18 protein-coding genes, 1 pseudogene and 2 riboswitches are annotated in these 21623 nt (G+C 43.8%); of the genes and pseudogenes, 15 read left to right on the forward strand and 4 right to left on the reverse strand.

The annotated features are described in order from the left end of the window. Positions 1-118: 118 nt before the first annotated feature. From QUF07_RS14130 to QUF07_RS07820, 9 genes and pseudogenes are all read left to right on the forward strand, one after another. Positions 119-547 (forward strand): annotated as a pseudogene (locus QUF07_RS14130) (DUF5776 domain-containing protein); the annotation flags it as partial. 772 nt (positions 548-1319) lie between these two features. Next, the gene (locus QUF07_RS07785; protein ID WP_289427137.1) at positions 1320-2318 is read left to right on the forward strand and encodes an SGNH/GDSL hydrolase family protein; all 999 of its coding nucleotides are present in this window, start codon (positions 1320-1322) and stop codon (positions 2316-2318) included. A gap of 276 nt (positions 2319-2594) precedes the next feature. Next, on the forward strand, positions 2595-4370 hold the full coding sequence (recQ, locus tag QUF07_RS07790) for a DNA helicase RecQ (RefSeq protein ID WP_217164200.1): 1776 nt from the start codon (positions 2595-2597) through the stop codon (positions 4368-4370). A gap of 88 nt (positions 4371-4458) precedes the next feature. Next, positions 4459-4561, forward strand: a riboswitch (TPP riboswitch). Between the two features lie 49 nt (positions 4562-4610). Continuing rightward, positions 4611-5129 (forward strand): energy coupling factor transporter S component ThiW, encoded by a 519-nt coding sequence (gene thiW, locus QUF07_RS07795; RefSeq protein WP_217164202.1) that lies wholly within the window; start codon positions 4611-4613, stop codon positions 5127-5129. A gap of 177 nt (positions 5130-5306) precedes the next feature. Next, the gene (locus QUF07_RS07800; RefSeq protein ID WP_289427138.1) at positions 5307-6752 is read left to right on the forward strand and encodes an MFS transporter; all 1446 of its coding nucleotides are present in this window, start codon (positions 5307-5309) and stop codon (positions 6750-6752) included. A 72-nt stretch (positions 6753-6824) separates the two neighbouring features. Further along, positions 6825-6956, forward strand: a complete 132-nt coding sequence (locus tag QUF07_RS07805; RefSeq protein WP_283812280.1) for a hypothetical protein — start codon at positions 6825-6827, stop codon at positions 6954-6956. Positions 6957-7234: 278 nt separating this feature from the next. Then, on the forward strand, positions 7235-8575 hold the full coding sequence (locus QUF07_RS07810; RefSeq protein ID WP_289427139.1) for an APC family permease: 1341 nt from the start codon (positions 7235-7237) through the stop codon (positions 8573-8575). A gap of 185 nt (positions 8576-8760) precedes the next feature. Then, positions 8761-9549, forward strand: coding sequence for a sulfite exporter TauE/SafE family protein (locus QUF07_RS07815; protein ID WP_249778475.1), 789 nt, complete (start codon positions 8761-8763; stop codon positions 9547-9549). 178 nt (positions 9550-9727) lie between these two features. Then, positions 9728-10174, forward strand: coding sequence for a flavodoxin family protein (locus QUF07_RS07820; protein ID WP_217164208.1), 447 nt, complete (start codon positions 9728-9730; stop codon positions 10172-10174). A gap of 110 nt (positions 10175-10284) precedes the next feature. On the opposite strand, the gene QUF07_RS07825 is transcribed toward QUF07_RS07820, so the two are convergent. Beyond that, a complete protein-coding gene (locus QUF07_RS07825; protein WP_217164210.1) occupies positions 10285-11664 on the reverse strand; it encodes an MFS transporter in 1380 nt (459 codons plus the stop codon). Between the two features lie 167 nt (positions 11665-11831). On the opposite strand from QUF07_RS07825, the gene QUF07_RS07830 reads away from it, so the two are divergent. The 4 genes from QUF07_RS07830 (at position 11832) to QUF07_RS07845 (ending at position 15510) form a co-directional block, all read left to right on the forward strand. Next, positions 11832-12251: a MarR family winged helix-turn-helix transcriptional regulator gene (locus QUF07_RS07830; RefSeq protein WP_217164212.1), complete on the forward strand. Its 420-nt coding sequence runs from the start codon at positions 11832-11834 to the stop codon at positions 12249-12251. Between the two features lie 93 nt (positions 12252-12344). Further along, a complete protein-coding gene (locus QUF07_RS07835) occupies positions 12345-13103 on the forward strand; it encodes a sulfite exporter TauE/SafE family protein (protein WP_217164214.1) in 759 nt (252 codons plus the stop codon). 738 nt (positions 13104-13841) lie between these two features. Next, a riboswitch (TPP riboswitch) is annotated at positions 13842-13936 on the forward strand. Between the two features lie 89 nt (positions 13937-14025). Next, the gene (locus tag QUF07_RS07840; protein WP_217164216.1) at positions 14026-14580 is read left to right on the forward strand and encodes an ECF transporter S component; all 555 of its coding nucleotides are present in this window, start codon (positions 14026-14028) and stop codon (positions 14578-14580) included. A 9-nt stretch (positions 14581-14589) separates the two neighbouring features. Continuing rightward, positions 14590-15510: an ABC transporter substrate-binding protein gene (locus QUF07_RS07845; protein WP_289427140.1), complete on the forward strand. Its 921-nt coding sequence runs from the start codon at positions 14590-14592 to the stop codon at positions 15508-15510. Positions 15511-15589: 79 nt separating this feature from the next. On the opposite strand, the gene QUF07_RS07850 is transcribed toward QUF07_RS07845, so the two are convergent. The 3 genes from QUF07_RS07850 to QUF07_RS07860 form a co-directional block, all read right to left on the reverse strand. Continuing rightward, entirely contained in the window at positions 15590-16804 is a 1215-nt protein-coding gene (locus QUF07_RS07850) for a pyridoxal-phosphate-dependent aminotransferase family protein (RefSeq protein WP_289427141.1), read from the reverse strand. A gap of 189 nt (positions 16805-16993) precedes the next feature. Then, a complete protein-coding gene (locus QUF07_RS07855) occupies positions 16994-17752 on the reverse strand; it encodes an exodeoxyribonuclease III (protein ID WP_217164222.1) in 759 nt (252 codons plus the stop codon). 167 nt (positions 17753-17919) lie between these two features. Then, positions 17920-19524, reverse strand: a complete 1605-nt coding sequence (locus tag QUF07_RS07860; protein ID WP_289427142.1) for an APC family permease — start codon at positions 19522-19524, stop codon at positions 17920-17922. A gap of 202 nt (positions 19525-19726) precedes the next feature. Here QUF07_RS07860 and QUF07_RS07865 point away from each other — a divergent pair, with 202 nt between their 5' ends. Together QUF07_RS07865 and QUF07_RS07870 are read left to right on the forward strand one after the other, a co-directional pair. Then, positions 19727-20473 (forward strand): ABC transporter ATP-binding protein, encoded by a 747-nt coding sequence (locus tag QUF07_RS07865; RefSeq protein ID WP_430673537.1) that lies wholly within the window; start codon positions 19727-19729, stop codon positions 20471-20473. Beyond that, positions 20451-21623, forward strand: coding sequence for an ABC transporter permease (locus QUF07_RS07870; protein ID WP_217165082.1), 1173 nt, complete (start codon positions 20451-20453; stop codon positions 21621-21623). The genes QUF07_RS07865 and QUF07_RS07870 overlap by 23 nt, the downstream gene beginning before the upstream one ends.

The raw sequence follows: 21623 nt of genomic DNA on the forward strand, positions 1-21623 counted from the left end.
CAATTAACCACCAGTCTGCAAATGGTCGTTTTAGCGTTTTTAGCACTATTACTTAAGAGATTTTAGACAGCTTCTTACGGCTAACGCCAAGTACGTTCGCCCCGTTTATTATCAAAGTAAACAATCCGTGATTACAGTTATCAGTCCTACAGGAGTTAAAGAGTATCGAAATCGTAATTTAACCAGCACTGTTCGACACTATCCGCAAGGTCAAGTCGTTAAAGTTGGGGACTTGGTTACCCATAATTTGACTCGTCGTTATCTGGTACTCGCTGACGGCAACTACATTACCAGTAATCGAAAATTAGTTCAGTTGGGCAGAGTTAAGATGCCTAAACGGATTACCGTTAAACAACCAATTAATCGCTACCGGGATGCTAACTTCACGAAACGTAACGGCTCTTACAAGCAGGGAACCAAATTAACTGTCAAGGGGTATACGTATAGCCACGCAACCTCATTGACCAAATCAGGAACGAAGCGGTTGGTTGTAAGTGGCGGCTACGTTACGGCCAACAAACAGTTTGTCAAAATTTATTACAAGTAAAAAATGAGAGTGAGCGGAACAAAGCGGTTAGAGATCGGAGTGTAAGTCTCCTCGAACGGAAATTCCGGTTTTGGGAATTTTTGTTCGAGGTGCTTACATGCAGATCTCTGCTTTGAGGAGCTGTCCTAAACAAGTGAGCGACAAGCAACGGGTGATGCGGTATCTAAAGGGCTTTGGGCTTAAACCCCGGTTTTGGGTTTGAGTTCAAAGCCCTTTAGATGTTAGCATCAGTTGTGTCGGAGCTGTCCTAAACAAGTGAGCGCAGTAAAGCGTTAATAACCGGAGCATAAATTGCCGAAAGTAGAAATCCCGGTTCTGGATTTTTGTTTGTGGTGCTTATGTGCAGGCTATTGCTTTGAGGAGCTGTCCTAAAATTCGGAAAGATTGGGACGAAAGGTGATTTACTCCCAGAATTTCAATGAAAGAACCAATGCATTCTGTTTTTTGGGATGCATTGTTTTTTGTATTCTATGATCAGCCTTTGTTTCAAGCCTAGTCACTGTAAGAATTGTGAGCTAAGTTGTATTCAGAAATAATTTGCCGACTAATATTCTACTTGTTAATTGCTATAACTAACTATGTATGGTGTTAAGCAAAATGAAGACGGTTGAATTCGTCGCCCCGCCTGTAACCAAAACGAAACAATCCAGTAATCGAACTTATCGTATAATTAATAATTAGAATGCGGCGGTTGATTAATTGGGGAGGATTTGTTTTGTTACATAAGGGGCGTTTCTTTTGGCTTATTAGCTTCATAATAGCGTGTGGCTTAATGGTTAGTCAGCAAGGAGTTCAAGCTGATCCAATCAAGGATGTTCACGTGCATGCGGTCCTGTCGATTCATGCGCACGCATACGCAGTTAGGAAACGAGCCTATCTATACACCAGCCTCAGTTTTAAACGATCCGTTTCTGCCAAACGTTATTTAAGGACAGCTTGGTATCGCACACAGGTGGCCCACGTTGTGGTAAATGGTCAAAAAAGGGTCGTCTTCAAATTGATGAGTGCCAATGGCCAACATACATACTGGGTGTTTCATTCTCAAGTTAAGGAAATTGGCAGTCAATCATTTCACATCAAATTGCCCAAAGCAGGAAATCGATTTATTCATAAACGGATTGGCGTGTTTGGGGATTCGATTCCGTCTGGATGGGACGGTTATCATTTTTACTTAAACGATGCCTATCCGGACTGGACCAGAAAATATCTGGGTGCGAAGCCTAAAGTCCATAATGAAGCAGTTCCCAGTGCCCAAATTGTGGGGCATCGGTTTAGATACGTTGGCGGTAGATATAATCGAATTGTTCCAGAGGACTTGAGTGAAGTTTTGAAACACCAACGTAAGACAATTAAGAAGATGAATCTGATCTTTGTCCAAATTGGTACTAACGACTATACAAATGGATCCAGATCAGGTAGTTTGCAAAATGTGACTCATCATCTGGCATTAGAAATCAACTATATTCACAAAGTTAATCCAGGTGCGACGGTATACGGAATCTTGCCAATTTCCCGTTACGATATGCTCGGGCGAAGTTGTGATCATATTCCGAACATGTATGGTTACACCTTTGGTCAGTTGCGGGCGGCTGAAGCGGGAACCTACCGGCGAAACCGCGCGGTGGTGGTTGACTTTAATCAAATTGCGCCGACGGTCATTAGTTGGCGTAACCGTGATCAAACATTACAGGATCATAAGATTCATCCAACAGCGCGAACTGCCCAACGGTTAGGTTATGCACTGGCTTGTTGGTTAATTGCCCGAAGATAAAGTGATTGTTAAATTCCATCCGGTAGTCATTAACTTGGATCGCCACTCATACTTGGATTAAATGGCCGGGATCAGCCGTTTGTCGCAAGTTTTATCAATATATGAAGTGAAAACCAAGTTGCATTTATAAACACTTTGCCGACTAATGTCTCAGCCTCAAAACGCCCATTCCAGTCTCATCTCAATTAAAATACCAACCTTCATTCTTTTCCAATGAAACGAGTGCGTTTTTTTCGTATACTATAGTGAGTGACTAAAACGAAAAGGACTGGCTACATGACACCTCAAGAATTACTGAAAACTAAATTTGGCTATGATCAGTTTCGACCGGGACAGGAAAAGGTGATTAATGACATTTTGGCTCATCAGAATGTGTTGACCATTATGCCCACTGGTGGCGGGAAATCACTCTGTTACCAAATTCCGGCTATGCTGCTTGATGGCGTGACGTTGGTAGTTTCCCCGTTGATTGCGCTGATGAAGGACCAGGTTGATGCTTTGAATGAAAATGGTATTCCGGCCACCTTTATTAATAGCAGCCTGGATTATGATGAGATTGATGCACGATTTGCTCAAGCCGTCAACGGTGAAATTAAGTTGCTGTACGTTTCACCGGAACGTTTGGATTCCGGGGCGTTTTTCCGATTGGCAAAATTACCAATTGATTTGGTGGCCGTCGATGAAGCGCATTGTATTTCCCAGTGGGGCCATGACTTCCGGCCGAGCTATCTGGCATTGACCGATCGGCTCGATCAGCTGCCCTCTAACCCGACGATTGTGGCCCTCACCGCCACTGCCACACCACGAGTTGCTGAAGATATTAAACAGCGCTTAGCGATTGGGGAGGAAGTTAAGACTGGCTTTGAACGGGACAATTTATCGTTTAAAGTCGTAAAGGATCAAGACAGTGATCGTTATTTACTGGACTATTTGAAGCTGAATGCGACTGAGTCTGGGATTATTTATGCCAGTACCCGTAAGGAAGTTGAGCGGTTAACCAAATTGCTGAAAAAGCATCATTTTTCAGTCACTATGTATCATGGTGGTCTCTCAAAGGAAGTTCGGCGGCAAAATCAAGATGATTTTCTTTACGATCGGGCATTAGTGATGGTCGCAACCAACGCATTTGGCATGGGAATTGATAAGAGCAACGTTCGGTTTGTTATTCACGATTCGGTTCCCGGTAGCTTAGAAGCTTACTATCAAGAAGCTGGCCGGGCTGGCCGAGACGGTCTACCAAGTGAAGCAATTTTATTGTTTAAGATTGGCGACGTTCAGACCCAACGTTTCTTTATTGACCAATCCGAGCGTGACGAACAGAGCAAACAACGCGAGTATCAAAAGTTACAGGTGATGACCGAATATGCCAATACGGAACAGTGCCTGCAACAATTTATTCTTAACTATTTTGGTGAAGAAGGGCCAACCTGCGGGCGGTGCAGCAATTGTCTTGATACCCGTGAATCGCAGGATATTACCGTTGATACCCAAAAAGTGTTGTCATGTGTTTACCGAATGAATGAGCACTTTGGTAAAAGCCTGGTGGCGTTGGTATTGGCGGGCTCTAACTCACAAAAGGTAAATAACTTCCATTTTAACCAGCTATCAACTTATGGCATCATGAAAGGTCAGTCTCAAAAGAAGATTGTTGAATTAATTGATTATCTCACGGCAGCCGGTTACCTGGTTGCGACGGGTGGCCAATTTCCAGTTCTGAAAGTCTCAAAGTTGGGCTTGGCAGTCTTGAAAGGTGAACAAAAAGTTTCCCGGAAAACGTCCGTTAAGGCGGCTAAAGCGTTGCCTGAGAATGATGATTTATTTGAAGAACTGCGAAAACTCAGGCGTTCTTTTGCCGAAAAGCAAAGTGTGCCGCCGTTTGTGATCTTCTCTGATAAGACCTTACACGAAATGAGTGCAGTCATGCCAACCACCGAGGCTGAAATGTTAGACGTCAAAGGGGTTGGCGAGAGCAAAATGACTAAATACGGTGCGGAATTCTTGCAGGTAATTAGCGAATTTAAGGCTGGCGCAACGACGAGGTCACCCAGCTAAGCCTCGGTTGGGAAGATCATTTCCGAATAAATAATGACAGGAGCTTAATTTTCACGTATAATGGTCACTGCAATTTTAAATAATGTTTAGATAACATTAGGGGAGCCATTTGGCTGAGACAGAAGCAATTTCTGGACCCTTCGAACCTGATCTGGTTAACGCCAGCGTAGGAAAGATGTTAAGTGAAGCCTAAGTGTGGGTCTCTTTTTGTTATCCAAGACAACGGGAGGCTCTATTTTTATGGGAAAAAATACAACGTATCGTTTGGTATTGACGGCAGTACTATCCGCAATCGGGGTTGTCGGCGGCAGTATGTTTGAATTTACCATTGGCGTGGCAAAGGTGGCCCCAATGCAACATTTGATTAACCTGGTTTCCGGCGTGCTGGTTGGACCATGGTGGGCGTTAACCCAAGCATTTATCACGTCACTGATTCGCAATTTACTTGGCACGGGGACGATCTTGGCCTTTCCCGGCAGTATGATTGGCGCGTTTTGTGTTGGCTGGGTCTTCCAAAAGACGCAAAAGCTGATTTTTGCCGCCTTTGGTGAATTAATCGGGACCGGGATCATCGGCGCAATTGTGGCTTACCCAATTGCCAAGTGGCTAATGGGCGCAACCGGGGCGATTTTCTTATTCATCCCAAGCTTCTTTTTGAGTGCGTTGGTTGGCGTCGTCTTCGGTTACATTGTTTTGCAAAGCATCTGGAACCGAGTAATTGTGCCCCAAAAGAAGCGGTTGGGAATTGGTGATAAATAAGGATCGTGGTTTCAGATCAACTCACTTCAATGTAAGTTTCAGGCAAACGGGGAAACTATTTCAAGATACCTATCTATGTAAATATTACTTCTGATTCAATGCTGGATTCATAAGCATTATTGCCAACTTCTCTGGAAATTCATGTTATAAATAAGTGTGGAATAGTAAGGAGGGGGTATGATGGCTGAGAGTCGAGGGAAAAGCCTATCGATCATTATCGTACTGGGATTATTTTCGTTTTTAACGGCATTATCAGGGTCCAGTACAAATTTGGCGATTCCAAAAATTGCAATTTCAATGGATATTTCCAGTAGTATGGCCACTTGGATTGTTCAAATTGGGTTAATTACCACGGCGATTTTATTGGTGATGTTTGGTCATATTGGTGACATTTTGTCGAAGGACGTGGTTTTCCTGGCTGGGGGGCTTGCCTTCTTGGCGGGTTCTGCCATCACTGGATTTGCACCAGATTTTGTGATTATTTTGTTTGGACGAGTGATTCAGGCCATCGGGTCGGCGATGATTATGGCCAATTCGATGGGAATTGTAACCGAGTATTTTTCGGATAAACGACGGGCTGAAGCTTTGGCAATGATCTCGATGTTTATTTCGGTTGGGTCAATTTCAGGTCCAGGAATTGGTGGCTTCATCATTTCGGCGGCTAGTTGGCGATGGATTTACTGGATTAATATTCCGCTTGGGATCTTGGTGCTTTGGTTGGGATTCAAACTATTACCAGTGCCGCGTGAATCCTGGGCGCATGTTCGCGAAGTGACCAAGGGGGCTAATTGGACGGGGCAAAACTTGTTCACATTGGGCATTATCATCTTCTTTCTAAGCGGTTCCTTTTTCCAGAGTGGCCGCTCAAAGCTACTAATGGGTTTGGCGTTCTTCATCATTGGTGGGGCAATCACAATCTATTCATTTGTTCAGGATGATAAATCCAACTTGCCGTGGATTGCCCCGGAAGTGTTGCATAATCGCGGCTTCATGACCTCGATCTTTGCCCTGATGTTGGTCATGTTGGTCAACTCAGTTTCTAATATTTTGATGCCATTTTATTTACAAAGCTATAATGGCATGAGCCCCTTTATGAGTGGCTTGGTCATTATGCTTCAGTCTGTGACGATGTTGGTCACAACGCCATTTGCAGGGGTATTGGCCGATCGAATTAACCGGGAACTCATGACGGTCGTTGGATTATTAATCTTGATGATTTCACAAATTGGTTATGCCTTTTTCCCGCAAAATTTGGATATGTGGCGGATCATTCCACCGATCGTATTGAACGGGATCGGAATGGCCATCTTCTTGTCACCTAACAACGCGCTGACCATGGGGATGGTTGACAAGAAAATGTCAGGAATTGCCGGTTCTCTTAACTCATTTGCCCGGACGCTGGGGATGACTGTCGGCATTAGTTTCGCGTCATCAATGCTGTTCTTCCAGCTGCCAGGGGTTACCCGAATTACCAGAGCAGTGGGCGATCGATTCATCCAAGCGTTTTATAACGTCTTTTGGATGGCAACCGTAATTTCGGCAATTGCTTTGGTAGTTGTTCTGATAAGGTACTTAGGATCACGGAAAAATTCGACTAAAGTTGTTGCTAAAGGGTCCGAATAGGGCTCTTTTTTTAAATTTATTTTGAAGACAACTTTTAATTGGGTGTATCATGGATTCGAGGAGGTGGTGGACATGCAACCGACTTCAACAGAGGATCTAATCCTTTATAAGCAAATTCAGCGGGATAAACAAGCCGAACAGAAGCAAGCAACCGTGAAATTGTACGGAATGATGTCGATGATGTATATGTATTTGGGAGCTTAATCACGGATTATTAATTATATTGTGGTGAGTAACGAAATCAGTTGGTACTAGAATAAAATTAATAATCATGAATTGAAAATGGTGGGGACCAAACGTGCTGAAGCTTGCTTGGTCCCCGCCATTTTCATATTAGAATTTAGGAACACTTGTGTTTCCCGGTGGGCAGAATTGTGTCTTTGACTGAGCTGAAATGTTAAAATTCTTATGTAAGCGGATTCGTCTGAATGAAAAGTAGGCTATTCTTAGTCGCTATTCAACTTCAAAGGAAGTCTTTTACCATGGCTCACCGGACAACTACCAAGCAACTTAATTTTCTCAGTGTCTTTCTCCTCGGTGTCGATGGCATTATCGGTTCCGGGATTTTTCTGATGCCCAGCCGGATCTACGCTAAGTTAGGGGATTTGAGTATGGTACTGATGCCCTTGGCAGGAATTTCCGTATTGATGATTGCGTTATGTTTCGCAAATTTGGCCAGTAAGATTCCCGGTGATGGCGGGGCTTGGTTGTATACATACACAGCGTTTGGCCGGTTTGCCGGATTTGAAATTGGTATCTACACTTGGTTGCTTGGAATCATCACGATGGCAACAGAAATTTCAGCGTTTGTAACCAGCCTTCGCAGCGTGTTCCCAAGCCTGAATGACCATCGAAATTACTTATTAGTTGCACTGGGAATTCTTGCGGTTCTGACCTGTCTCAATTTAATTGGAACAAATTTCATGGATTGGGTCGACAATATCTCGACGATTGCCAAAGTGGGCGTGCTGGTACTGTTTGTCGCAATGGGATTATTTTTCATTCATCCTGCCAACTTCAGTAACGTTACTGGGAGCCTCGCGAATGAGTCACCATTGTTTGGCCGATTCAATCAAGGCTTCGGCATGGTCTTTTACATGTTTACCGGTTTTTCATTTTTGCCAATTGCGGCTTCCAAAATGAAGAATCCCGAAAAAACGTTACCCAAAGCACTTATTAGCGTGTTGCTGACTTCTGCCACCCTTTATTTGATTGTCCAATTTGCGGCAATCGGGGTTTCTGGGCCGCGGTTGGCTGGTGAAAACGTGCCGGTTGCCGCTTCGTTTTTCCGAATTGCCGGAACGATCGGTTATGATCTGGCATTGGCAGGAATGCTAATTTCAATTTTGGGAGTGGCGCTGTCGGTTTCGTTTTCGACACCCACGATTGCCAGCTCATTGGCTTCTGAACATCAACTTTTGCCGCGGATGCTTGGCCATCAAAATAAGCGCGGGGTACCAGTGGCGTCATTACTGATTTCTTGTGCGGTTTGTGCGCTGATGTTATTTGCTGGTAACTATCTGTTTTTAGCATCCTGCATCGTTTTCACATCTTTCGTTCAATATGTTCCAACGATTGTGGCGACAATCAAATTACGAAATCACAGTAAATTGCCTCAAGGATTCGAGCTGCCCGGGGGGTTAACCATTCCGGTGATTGCCTTGATGGTCACAGCGTACTTGATTTTGAGCTTTTCACTTGAACTGATCATCGCAGGCGTGATTGTTTTGATCCTAAGTGGGGTTTGGTACTCCTACGATGATCGGGATCGTCAGGCAAACGGGTTGGAGCGAGATATTGCTGAAAAAGATCAACCATTCTGAGAAAATGGCTCAGATCAGTTTAATCACTCATTCAATAATGATCGGCTCACTGATTGATTTCAGCGGGCTGTTTTTATTGAATTATTTACCATAAAACTGTTGATTTTCTCATAATTTAATTGTATTTTAATCTTATGGCTTTTTACATAGCACCATATATCGATGAGGGAGAGATGATTCTACATATGACAACAAACATGATCGACATGATCGCAATTCTTTTTCCTGTGGGAATTTTAGCAGGCGTGGTGAGTACGACAGCGGGGATGGCTTCGTTAGTTTCTTATCCCGCACTGTTATCAGTTGGGATTCCACCGGTATTCGCGAATGTGACCAACACCGCCGCACTGGTAATGACCGGCTTTGGTTCGACAGTTTCATCACAAAAAGAACTTGGGGATCATAAGAAGGATTTGATTAAAGTGCTGCCACTGACAATCCTTGGCAGTGTGGTTGGGTCGGTATTACTGCTTGAACAACCTTCCGCTTCCTTTACCAAAGTTGTCCCGTTCTTCATCTTACTGGCAGGCATCTTGATGCTCACCAGCATCAAAAAGACGACGGCAGGTCACCCAGCGGCTTCACTCTCGGTCCACTCACATCGTAGCCTCATGATTACAATAATTGTTGTTGCGGCCGTTTTGTTTGTTGGTGCCTACTGCGGTTACTTTGGCGCCGCTGGTGGGGTGATGATGCTGGCAATTTTGTCGGCCACGACTTCAATGCCATATTCGTCATACAACGCTCTGAAGAATGTTTCACTAGGCGCATCCAACTTAGTCGCCACCCTGATCTTTGCATTCAAATCCCATATCTATTGGTGGCTGGTAATCCCACTTGGACTAGGCCTCTTTGTTGGTGGCTATATTGGGCCGAAAATTGTTCGGGTCATTCCTGAAAAAGTCCTCAAGATTGTTGTCAGTATGCTGGCATTCGGGCTGGCAATTGATTTGTTCGTGAAGGCTTATTTTTAAACAAATCTCTAACCCCCTTTCAGACTTCTGGTGTATTCTAAAATTGGAATGTCAAAGGACAGTTCATCCAAGGCAGAGTCGGAAACATAATACCTGTCGCAGAAATCTGATCAAACGAGATTTGTGCAGCGAGACGTTATCCTGCTTGGATCTGCCCGCTCACAAGGGGGCTTTTTAGATGATTTTATTTATTAATGCAAGTGCTGAGGCCAATGGAGATACCGAAACATTGGCGAAAACGTTGATTGATGGGCAGAAGTACGAAACGATCAATTTGGCAGACTTGAAGATTGCTCAATATGGCCAGCAAAATGATCACGATGACTTTGCGAAAGTTTGCGATCAGATGGCCAGTGTTGATACCTTGGTGTTTGGAACGCCAATTTATTGGTCTGATATGACAGGCTACATGAAGACCTTCATTGATCGGATGACCGAAGTCCGTTCAGAGGATAATCCGTTTGCCGGCAAGGATATGTATCTGGTGATTACCGGAACGGCGCCTGAAGATGCAATTGATCACATCAAACACGTGTGGGATCACGTTGCCCAGCGGTTTGACATGCAGTTTAAAGGGACCGTTGCCAATATGCAACAGGCCGAGACGATGAGTGTGAGTCAGTGACAGAATTCAATAATCAATAAGCCCTGCTCAAAATAACCACGTCATATGTGATTTTTGAGCAGGGCTATTTGATTTATCTGGACTTCGGGAAAGCGGGTTAGCATCGAAGCTTATGCGTGTCGGTGGCTTTTGATAAGTCCCATAATAATTGACAGACTATTAATCAGCACAATGGAGATTAAATAGATAAAGGCGTATCTGGCACCAGCAATTGTATTGGAGACATATGAACCGGTAGCTGACCCTTGGAAAAACCCGAAGATAACAGAGACAATTGAAGTTCCTGCTGCACCTGCGAATTGCTGCATGGTACTAAATAGCGCATTCCCATCAGCATTGTTTTCCCTGGTGATTTGATTCAAACCATTTGTCATAATGTTGCCGGCTGCAAAGCCAATGCCAAGCATCGTGAGGGTATAAGCGATTGTGATGATTGGCGTTGTAGCATTTTTGACGATTCCGGTTAATAATACGACCGAAATTAACTGAAACGTGAGACCCGTCAAAATTGGCTTAGTTGGTCCTAAACGATCATAAATTTTTCCACCAATTGGTGCAAGACAAGCACCGATAGCGGCTCCAGGCAAGAGAGCAAGACCAGCAATTGTGGCGGAAGTGTGATTGACGATTTGCATGTAATTTGGTAGCACGAACGCAATACCAACAACCAAAATCTGAATCAGAAAATAACTTAGCAAGTGAAAATTAAATGAAGCATTTTCCATGACTCTAAGGTTGATGATTGGATTGGGAACATGATTCGAGTGGTGGACAAATAAAATCACGCATGCAATCCCGATTATTAAAAAGATGCAAAAACGCATGAATGAATTGCTGAGGCTGCTAAAGCCGATAATTAAGCTGACAAATCCGATCGCAATTTCTCCCCAGCCCAACCAATCTAATTTGGCAGAGCCGGTGGCCTTAGCTGGATTAATGGCATAAAGGCCACATCCTAATGAAATTAGCATAAAGATGAGCAAAAATGCAAAGATTAAATGCCAGTTGTAATCAACTAATAACCCACCATATGTTGGGCCTAGTGCTGGGGCAATAGCGGTTACTAGGGTGCCGATTCCCATCAAAAAGCCAATCTTATTCAGTGGGGCTTGGTCAAGAATAATGTTGTACATGAGGGGAAGGGCAATTCCTGTACCGCTTCCCTGAACGAGCCGGCCAACCACAAGAATGCCAAACGAACTAGAAAAGGTATCGATTAACAAGCCAATAATGAAGAGTAAATTTGCAGTTAAGAAGAGTTGCCGAGTTGTAAAGCGTTTCTTCAAATATGAAGAAATTGGCACAAAAATTGATACGATCATCAAATAAGATGTTGTCAGCCACTGGATGGTGGCAGTTGGGACGTTAAATTCTTTCATCAACGTTGGGAAAGTGATGTTCATAGCAGTTTCGATGAGGACGCCACAAAATGCCATTAGGCCAGTTGCAATAATGGCTAAATATAATTTTTTAGTAATTTGTCGATCCATAAAATACCTCCGTTTTTAAATAGTTCTATTTAGAAATATTTAAAAATAATACCATATCATTTCCAACCAAACAAGTCGTTTTATTCATATGCCCCAATAATTACCAAGTATGATATGATATTCAATATGGATAGTTAGGATTAGAACAAATTGGTAGGTGAATAGCGATGACACAATCGATTGGTATTGCGATAAAAAAAACTAATAATGCGCTTCAAAGATACGCCGATGGGATGGCGCGACAGATGGGGCTGACCCAGGTTCAAATGAGTACGATTGATTACATTTATCGGTTAGAAAAGCAGCAAGATATCTTTCAGCGTGATGTGGAGCATGAGTTCAATATTCAAAAGTCTTCAGCAACGACACTGTTAAAACTGATGGAAAAAAAGGATTTAATTGTGCGAGTTGCTTTGGAAAATGATAGTCGCTATAAAAAGATTCTATTAACTCCGAAGGCGCGCCAGTGGGCTGCCAGGGTTCATACCTTCTTAGCTCAAACAGATGAAGCCATCGAGGATTTACTTGGTGACAATGCTGAGATTGTGTTGGCGGGCTTAAATCAGATTATCGCTAAATTTAGTTAGTGAGGCTTTTGATTCGTTTGAAAGCATAGACTAGGTGAAATTCTTAGATTATGATGATAAGTATCTATCAGGTAATTGAAGGGATGAGTTCTAGTGTTGACAGAATTTTTAATTGTTTGCCCGCTGGTATTTCTTGCTGGGTTTGTGGATGCGATTGGTGGCGGCGGTGGCTTAATTTCACTTCCGGCTTATTTGATGGCGGGAATTCCAGCTCACTTCGCAGTTGGGACGAATAAATTATCGTCGGCAATGGGCACCACTATCTCCACGCTTGAATTTGCCCGCAGTGGTTACATTCGAGTGAAGCTGGCCTTCTTTTCGGTCGTAGCAGCTGTCATCGGCTCATCCTTGGGGGCTCGATTGGCATTACATATTAGTGATCAGTATTTCCGCCTTATTTTATTGGTGATTCTGCCGGCAACTGCTCTTTACTTGTTGCTAAATCGGCATGCTTTAAATTCTAAATTGGCCGATTCTCAGTTAACGGGAACTCAATTTTTTATCACCCTGGGAATTTCACTGGGGCTGGGTGCGTACGATGGTTTCTATGGACCGGGAACAGGGACCTTTTTGTTGATCACATTAACCGGCCTTGCTCATTTACCAATTAATCTAGCAGCTGGCAACACTAAGGTAATCAATTTAACAACAAATATTACGGCGTTGGTGGTATTCCTATTAAGCGGTAAGGTCATCATGTTATTGGGCCTGACGGCAGGAGCTTTTAGTATCATTGGTAATTTTCTTGGCGCCAGTTATTACAAACGCTTTGGCAGCAAGATTGCTCGACCGATTATTATTGTGGTGTTGATTATTTTCCTCTTTAAAACTATTTGGGATTTGGTTGGGTAATATCGTAATTTGTTGTATGATAAAAGCACCTTGGCAGGGGCATTGAACCATTTGTGCTCAAAAGACGGCAATCATTTTATTGGTTGTCGCTTTTTTTATAAAACAACGATTAAATTAGTATACATGTGTGAAATCATGGGGATATCGGTATCGTAAGGATACGTTGACATATTCAGGGCCACTTTCGAAATCGCAGAGTTCTTGATAATATTTCCCGTGTATTTTAATTTTTCCAATCCAATGCATTCCGCCGTCTCCCTTAGTAAACGAGTAATTTACGCGATCAATTGTGTTTGGTTCGTTGGAGTGATTTGCTGCTTGACGTGTAACATATAGCTTGTTGAACCCTTTACTCCGAGGTGTTGACTTCCAATAATATTTGCTGATCCTTTTTCCAGCTTTATTGACATTAAATCCTAAAATGGAGTGGGCAGTGTATTTTGTTGCTGACCATTTTTCTTTCCCCATATATGTGTACCATGTTCCACGAAAAATTTTAGGAATTGTGCTGTGGGAAGACGCAAAAGAAACCTCTGATGAACCAAATGAACTAAACACTAAAACTAGAAATGATATTAAACAAAATTTTTTCAAGATCTATGTTCCTTTCGTATAATTATATGTTAATAAAAACATTATATTTTAAATATAAGTAATTGTTAAATAAATTTGGGTATCCATCCATAGATAATCAGTATACTTCACTTTCTTTTAACTGAATGATATCCTTTATAAGAACAAAATAACTTGGGGTGCCAATTTTGGCTGAGATGATACTCGTTGAACCTGATCTGGTTAGTACCAGCGAAGGGAAAAAGTTTGCTGCTATCCGTTGCTTTTGATAGGAGCTCAATCTATGCAATTATTGAGTCGACTTTTCTCTCAAACTTGGTGCCCCATGAACAATGGAGGACCATTTTTTATGCGCAAATTTTCATTGAAAGATGTCATTACCTTGACATTAATTGCCTTATTTTTTGGGGTGATTTATTGGGTTCTGGGCCCAATTTATACGACATTAACCGCCGCCTTGACCCCGTTTGGCTTGGCACCGGCCGCCAACGATATTCTCGAAGGCGTCTGGGTGATGGCCGGACCACTGGCTGGCCTATTATTTCGAGTGCCAGGATCGGCAACTTTGGTTGAAACGCTGGCTTCGATTGTCGAGATGTTTATCGGCGGGCAGTTTGGGGCGGCAGCCGTGATTGCCGGGTTGGTTCAAGGTGCAGGCGCTGAACTGGGCTACTTGGCCACGGGCTATAAAGTTTGGAATTGGTTGAGTTTGAGTCTCAGTGTCATTTTTGTGACCGTCGTGACATTTGTCCGGGAAATGATCTTTTACGGATACTCAAAATATTCACTGGGGTTGTTGATAACGTTGTTCATCATTCGCCTTATTTCTACATTTATTTTTAGTGGGGTGATCAATATGATGATCGTCAAGATGTTGCAGCGAAGCCATGTCGTTAGTAATTAGGAGGAAATCATGAAAACTGAAACAATTCGATTAGCACTAGAGTGGATCCCAAATACCAACCATACCGGTTTTTATGCCGCAATTGATAATGGGTATTATGAAGATGAAGGCTTGAACTTATCAATCTTCATGCCTGATGATCATGCAGATGGCCGGGATTGGCTCTTGCAGCGAAAAGCGGATTTTGCGATTACTGAGCAGATGTCGTTGTCAGATGTCTTTGTAAAGGATGAAAATGCGCCGCTGGTTGCCATTGCAGCGTTGAATGATCACAATTTGTCAGGATTATTGACGAACCATAAGATTACCCGACCAAAGGATTTCACCGGCAACACCTATGCGACCTTTGGTTATCCGACTGAGCAGGCAATTATCAGAGATACGATTAATGCCGATGGCGGCGATTTTAATCAAGTCACAATTGTTCCCAACGATATGATTTTTAATCCAGTGAAAGATTTGGCCGAACAAAAGTACGATGGCATCTTCGTTTATCATCACTGGGAAGGGTTGATGGCCAATTTGAGTGAGACCAACGAAGCCTATCATTTCTTCTATGTCAAAGATTATGTACCCGCTTTTGATTACTACACACCCGTCTTGGCAGCCAATACGCATTTTCTCGGAGAACACGGCGACCTTGCGAGAAAATTCTTACGAGCCACCCGCAAAGGGTTTGCGTTTGCTGAACAATTTCCGGAAGAAGCGGCCCAGATTCTGATGCGATACGTGCCGGATCGGATGCTGCAGGAACCGTTGGTAATCCAAAGCCAGCTGGAGATCAGCAAGCATTACCGGCCAACAGACGGCCTCTGGGGCGCCTTTGACCAGAATCGCTGGGAGAAATTCTATGCATGGTTAAATCAACAGAAGATGGGCAACATGATTCCAAGCAATATCGGCTTTACAAATAAATACTTGGAACTTTAGGTAATGAAACAAAAAGGCCAATCGCGCCAGCAACCCCAAGGGGGCTACTGATACGATTGGCCTTTTTTAGAAGATGTCATTAATCTGAATAAACTTGATTGAAGGCGGCCAAACCAGCCTTGGTGTCAACATTGACTCCAGCAGTGAGTAACGCCGCTGCCAGCAAGGCGATAAAGTTGACCATGTTGGTTTTTTCGGCAACGTAACCCATTGTGCCGATGCGCCAAATCTTGCCGTGAAGGCTACCGAACGAGCTTGAAATTTCAACGCCAAATTCTTTCAACAACATGGCTTTAAAGAACTCCCCGTCGCCTAAACTAGCGGGGATTTCAACACAAGTGACCATCGGCATTTCGTGATCGCCTTCATTAAAAATGTGAAGGCCCAGGGCAGTCAGGCCGGCATTAAGTGCCCGATGAATGCGAAGATGACGGGCATAGCGATTCTCCAGGCCTTCCTCAAGGGCAAGCTGTAGGCCAACGTTTAAACCATAGACCGAAACGGTTGCTTCTGTGTGATGATTCAATCGGCGGGGTGACCAGTAGTCTTGGAGCTGGGTTAAGTCTAGATAATTACTAGTGATGAATGCCGCTTGGTCAGCATCTTCTGCACTACGGACGCCCCGTTCAATCCGCTTGCGCTGATTAATTGCTTCAGCGAAACGATCGTTAAACGTGATGGGCGTAATCCCAGCAGGCACTGAGAGGCATTTCTGGGCACCGCCGACTGCTGCATCAATTTGCCAATCATCAACTAACACAGGAGTTCCCATGTAGGAAGCGACACAATCGATAACGAGGAAGCCACCAACTTGGCGGACGGCTTTGCCAATTCGATCGAGTGGTTGAAGCCGGCCAGTCGATGTTTCACCGTGAACCATTGCAACGACTTTGGGCTTCAAGCGCTTAATTTCTGCAATAATCTGATCCTGATCGAGAACTTGGCCCCAGTCAGTTTCAATGGTGTGAACATTGCCACCAGCCCTTTGAGCTAATTCAACGGCTAGATCGCCAAATCGGCCGATGATGGGCACGAGGACATCGTCCCCAGGTTCAACAATACTGCCAATGACGGCTTCCAAGCCAGCCCGACTTGAACCATCGATTGGAAATGAAAACTGGTTATTGGTTGAGAAGCTCTTTCGAATCAGTGCCATCGTGTGATCCATGATATCGGTAAAATCCGGGTCAAATTGGCCCAAGATCTGGTTGCTCATTGCTTGAGAAACCCGGGGATCAACGAGCGTGGGACCGGGGGTCATGATCAAGCGGCGGTTAATTTGTAAGTCTGCCATAGTGAATTCTCCTTGTGGTTTAGATTCTAAACAATGGATTGAAAGGGCTTATCAGCCATTCACTGAATGAGCGATTGGAACCCATCACAACTAAAAAGTGACCTAGTTTAAGTCTAGGTTTGAATCTTCAAGAATTCATTAGTGGGATTGAACAAAAATAAAACTGTGGTTATCACTAACAGCCAAAGGTTAATCAGCTTTGGTGACTAGCTCAACCGGACAATGATCGGATCCAAACACATCCGTTAAGATTTTTGAGTCCTTAATTTGATCGGCAAACCGCTCGCTCGCAATAAAGTAATCGATCCGCCAACCGGCATTGCGATCACGGGCGTGGAACCGGTAGCTCCACCAAGAATAAATATCGGTCATGTCTGGGTAAAAATGGCGAAAGGTATCCATGAAGCCTTGGTCTAAGAAATGGCCGAATGACTGGCGTTCCTCGTCGGTGAAGCCGGCATTATGGTGGTTGGATTGCGGATTTTTCAAGTCAATTTCCTTGTGGGCAACGTTTAGATCGCCACAAAGAATGACCGGTTTGTCTTGATTCAAGTTAGCCAGATAATTTTGAAAGGCGGTGTCCCAGCCCATGCGGAAGTCTAATCGTTTGAGGCCGGCCCCGGAGTTTGGGACATAACTGTTTACAAGGTAAAAATCCGGATACTCCAAGGTGATTGCCCGGCCTTCGTGATCAAATTCGTCAGCTTGAATCCCATAGGAGACGTTCAGAGGCTCATGCTTGGTGAAAATGGCCGTTCCAGAATAGCCCTTTCGCTCGGCATAATCAAAGTATTGGTGGTAACCAGGCAGTTCTAACTTGAGTTGACCTGCCTGCATTTTGGTTTCTTGAATGCAGAAAAAGTCGGCGTCTAAGTCGTTAAATGTTTTATCGAAATCTTTTTTGACAACCGCTCGTAATCCGTTGACGTTCCATGAAATAAATTTCATCTATCTTGCCATCCTTTACTTGAGTTCTTACATCATTATCATACTATAACTTGAGAAAAACACTAACCGTTTGCGAAAGCAAGTTAATCCCAGAAATTAAACAAAGAGCGCAAGCATTCCGAAATAGAATGAATTGCGCTCTTTCAATGATAATGATCAGTTATGAGTTAATCTTCAACCTGTACGGTGTCATTTAAGGCCTTGGCTTGATAAAAGTCAGGGAAAATTCGGGCAGTGTGGATGCCCCAGTAATAAAAACCTAACGAAAAGGCAATAATAACGACGAAGTCATACGGATAATGAATCCAGTCGATACCTTTGAACTGCTTACTACCGATGTAAGACATAACCGAAATAAAAATCAAATAAACGATCATCCACATACTGGAGTAAAAAGCCTTCCGGGTATCAACAAAACCTGCCCGATATTCATAATAGAAGTAAAAGGGCAGTCCTAGCAAAATGACTAGGATAACTTCGACGGTTGTGGGCCACATTGCCCAATAGACAGCAAGTGAGGCAAGCACAAATGACAGTGGTGCCATCCAGTTTAAATTTTTCAGGCGAACGGGTCGTTTGAAATTAGGTGCCATCTTGCGAAAAGCGACAGCGGTAACGGGACCAGTTAAGTAGGCAATCAGCGTAGAGGTGGAAATGACAGTGGCAAGTGTTGACCATGACCTAAATACTGAAACCATCAGCATACTCAAAACTAAATTGACAATCATGGCAACCCGCGGAATCCCATATTTTTTATTGATTTTACCGATGAAGCTTGGGATGTGTTGGTTACTTTCCATTGCGTATAGTGCTCTCCCGGTTGATGCAGCGAATGAGACCCCGGTTCCAACCGGAGAAACGAAGGCATCCATATACAACAGAACGGACAACCACCGAATTCCGAGCATAATCGCCAGGTCGGCAAAGGGCGAATTGAAGTCAATGCCACTCCAACCGTGTTTGGCAAGCATCGATGGTTCCAAAGCAGTGATGTAGGTGCTTTGAATTAAGATGTAAATAATTCCACTAATCAACAATGAAATAAAAATACCGCGACCGATGTTACGACGGGAATTTTTAATTTCACTGCCCATGTTGATAACGGTTTGAAAGGCGTTAAATGAAAAGATGATTCCGGCAGCGGATGTTGCTGCGAAGATTGGTGCGGTCCCATAAGGCATAAATTCATGCAAGGAATGCCCGTAGTTTTGGGGGAAGAATCCCGATACCGTCAGCATGATAATTGTTAGGGCTGGAACCCCGATTTTAAGAATCGAAATTAAACTGGTGAAGCTGGTCAATAATTTAACTGACCAGAAATTTAACAAGGTAAATAAAATGATGAAGATGAATACCACCATTAGCCCAGCAGTAGTAATGGTGCCATTTTTCAAGAAAACGTGGGTCCAGTTTGCCCATGACCAAGGCCATGAACTCATATACTGAACGGCCGCGACTGCTTCAATCGGGATCAACGTAATCAGGGAAATCCAGTTCGCCCAAGAAGCGATGAACCCCAAAAGTGGTCCGTGAGAATATTGAGCGTACCGGCTCATGCCACCTGCTTCTGGGAACATTGCCCCAATTTCGACATAATCATATGCGATAGCGGCAATGACGATACCACCAATGACCCAAGAGATGATTGCGGCTGGGCCGGCGATTTTGGTTGCCTCCCAAGAACCGAATAACCATCCTGAACCAATTAGTGATCCGAGTGTCAGCATTATCAGTTGAAAAAGTCCAATCTTTGTCGTGTTTTCTGAATCCATGAGTACCTCCTGTTTAGCGTTGACAACTAGTTTAACAAAGATAAAAAGTAATGCAAATGAAAATGGAACATGATGTTACTGACAATCGTTGATATGATGGCATCTACCGGCAAATTGACTCAATTTGCCGGTAACGCTTGCAAAAAAACGGAACCCGTTTATAATAATGAGTGAGTGGTCACTTATTAAATAAAAAAGGGTGATGGATATGACGGAAGTGATTCAGGTTTCAGACCTTGAACAAGGTTATGGCAAGACAGTCGTTTTAAAAGACATCAATTTGACGGTGAACAGCGGCGAAATTTTAGCCTTGATTGGCCCGAGTGGCGCTGGCAAAACGACTCTGGTCAGTACGATTATGGGGATGCTTAAGCCGATGAAAGGTCAGGTGACGGTGTTAGACACACCGATGCCTAATCGGCAATTATTAGCCAAGATCGGTTTTATGGCGCAAACAGATGCGCTATATGAATCGTTAACCGCCAACGAAAATCTCATGTTTTTTGGGTCAATGCAGGGAATTTCCCGCAAAGCCTTGAAAGAAAAGATTCCCTATGCGGCCAACATTGTGAATTTGGTTCCAGATCTAAAGAAGTACGTGAAAGATTATTCTGGTGGCATGAAGCGGCGGTTGTCGCTTGCCATTGCCCTGGTTTCTGACCCTGAAATCTTGATTTTGGACGAGCCGACCGTTGGGATTGATCCAGAACTTCGCCAGCAAATTTGGAATGAACTCCATAAATTAGCCAATGCCGGCCGGACCATCCTCTTAACGACTCACGTTATGGAGGATGCTGAAGAAGCTGATGACGTCATGATGATCAGAAATGGCGCCGCAATTGCCCAGGGGACTCCAAAGCAGTTGATTACGGAATATGGCGTTAAGTCGATCGAAACAGTATTTTTAGCGGCAGGGAGGCAGCAAGATGCGCATACTAACAATGATTAAGCGAATTCTGACAGAAATGTTACGAGACAAACGAACTTTGGCGTTAATGTTCATCGCGCCGCTGTTCATTTTATCGCTATTATATTTTTTGTTTCAGTCTAATACGGACCAAACGGCGGCGTTGGGCGTTCGCAATGTGGACACAACTCTTGTGAAGGCGGTCAATAATAATCATGTTAAGATTCACCAAATTAGTTCAGATAAGAGCGCCGAAACAATCATCCGGGATCACGATTATGCTGGAGTGTTGAGTCAAAATGGTGATCATCTGACACTGACCTTGCAAAATAGCGATCAAAGCAAAACCGCGATTCTAAAGCAAAGCCTACAAAAAGGTCAAATTGAATTGAAATCTAAGGCAGCCCGGACCGCCATCAAGACGCAGGCGAAGGCTTTGAAAAAGATGCAGGCCGCTTTAGCTGCTGTGACCCGCCAAATGGGTCGAGCGGGAAACGGCAAGCAAGTCGCACAACCGGCGGCGGGAAAGCAACTGAAAGCCGCCCCAAGTTACACGGTGACGACCCATTACTTGTATGGGAGTTCGAATTCGACGTACTTTAATACGCTCCTGCCAATCTTAATTGGGTTTGTGGTCTTCTTCTTTGTTTTCCTGATTTCTGGAATTGCGTTGCTGCGGGAACGGACAACTGGAACATTGAACCGGCTGCTGGCGACCCCAATCAAGCGTGGAGAGGTAATTATGGGCTACCTATCAGGCTATGGGATCTTTGCCCTGATTCAAACCCTGTTGGTCGTCCTCTTTACAATCTATGTCTTTAACATTCAGATTCTGGGGAACATTTGGAACATCTTTTTGATTAACATCCTCTTGGCGGTCGTCGCCTTAACGCTGGGACTATTAATTTCGACGTTTGCCTCGTCGGAGTTCCAGATGGTTCAGTTCATCCCAATTGTCGTGATTCCCCAAATTTTCTTCTCGGGCATTATTCCGGTTAATCAAATGGCCGATTGGCTGCAGCCAGTGGCCAAAATTATGCCGTTATACTATGGTGCCCAGTCGATGAGTGACGTGATTCAAAAAGGGGCAACAATTGGTGACATTGCCCCGAGTTTGGGAATCTTGTTAATATTTGTGGTCGTGTTCCTTGTGCTCAATATGTTATCCATGCGACACTATCGACAGGTCTAG

Source organism: Lentilactobacillus sp. TOM.63 (genome assembly GCF_030361045.1).
Taxonomy (GTDB): Bacteria; Bacillota; Bacilli; order Lactobacillales; family Lactobacillaceae; genus Lentilactobacillus; species Lentilactobacillus dabitei.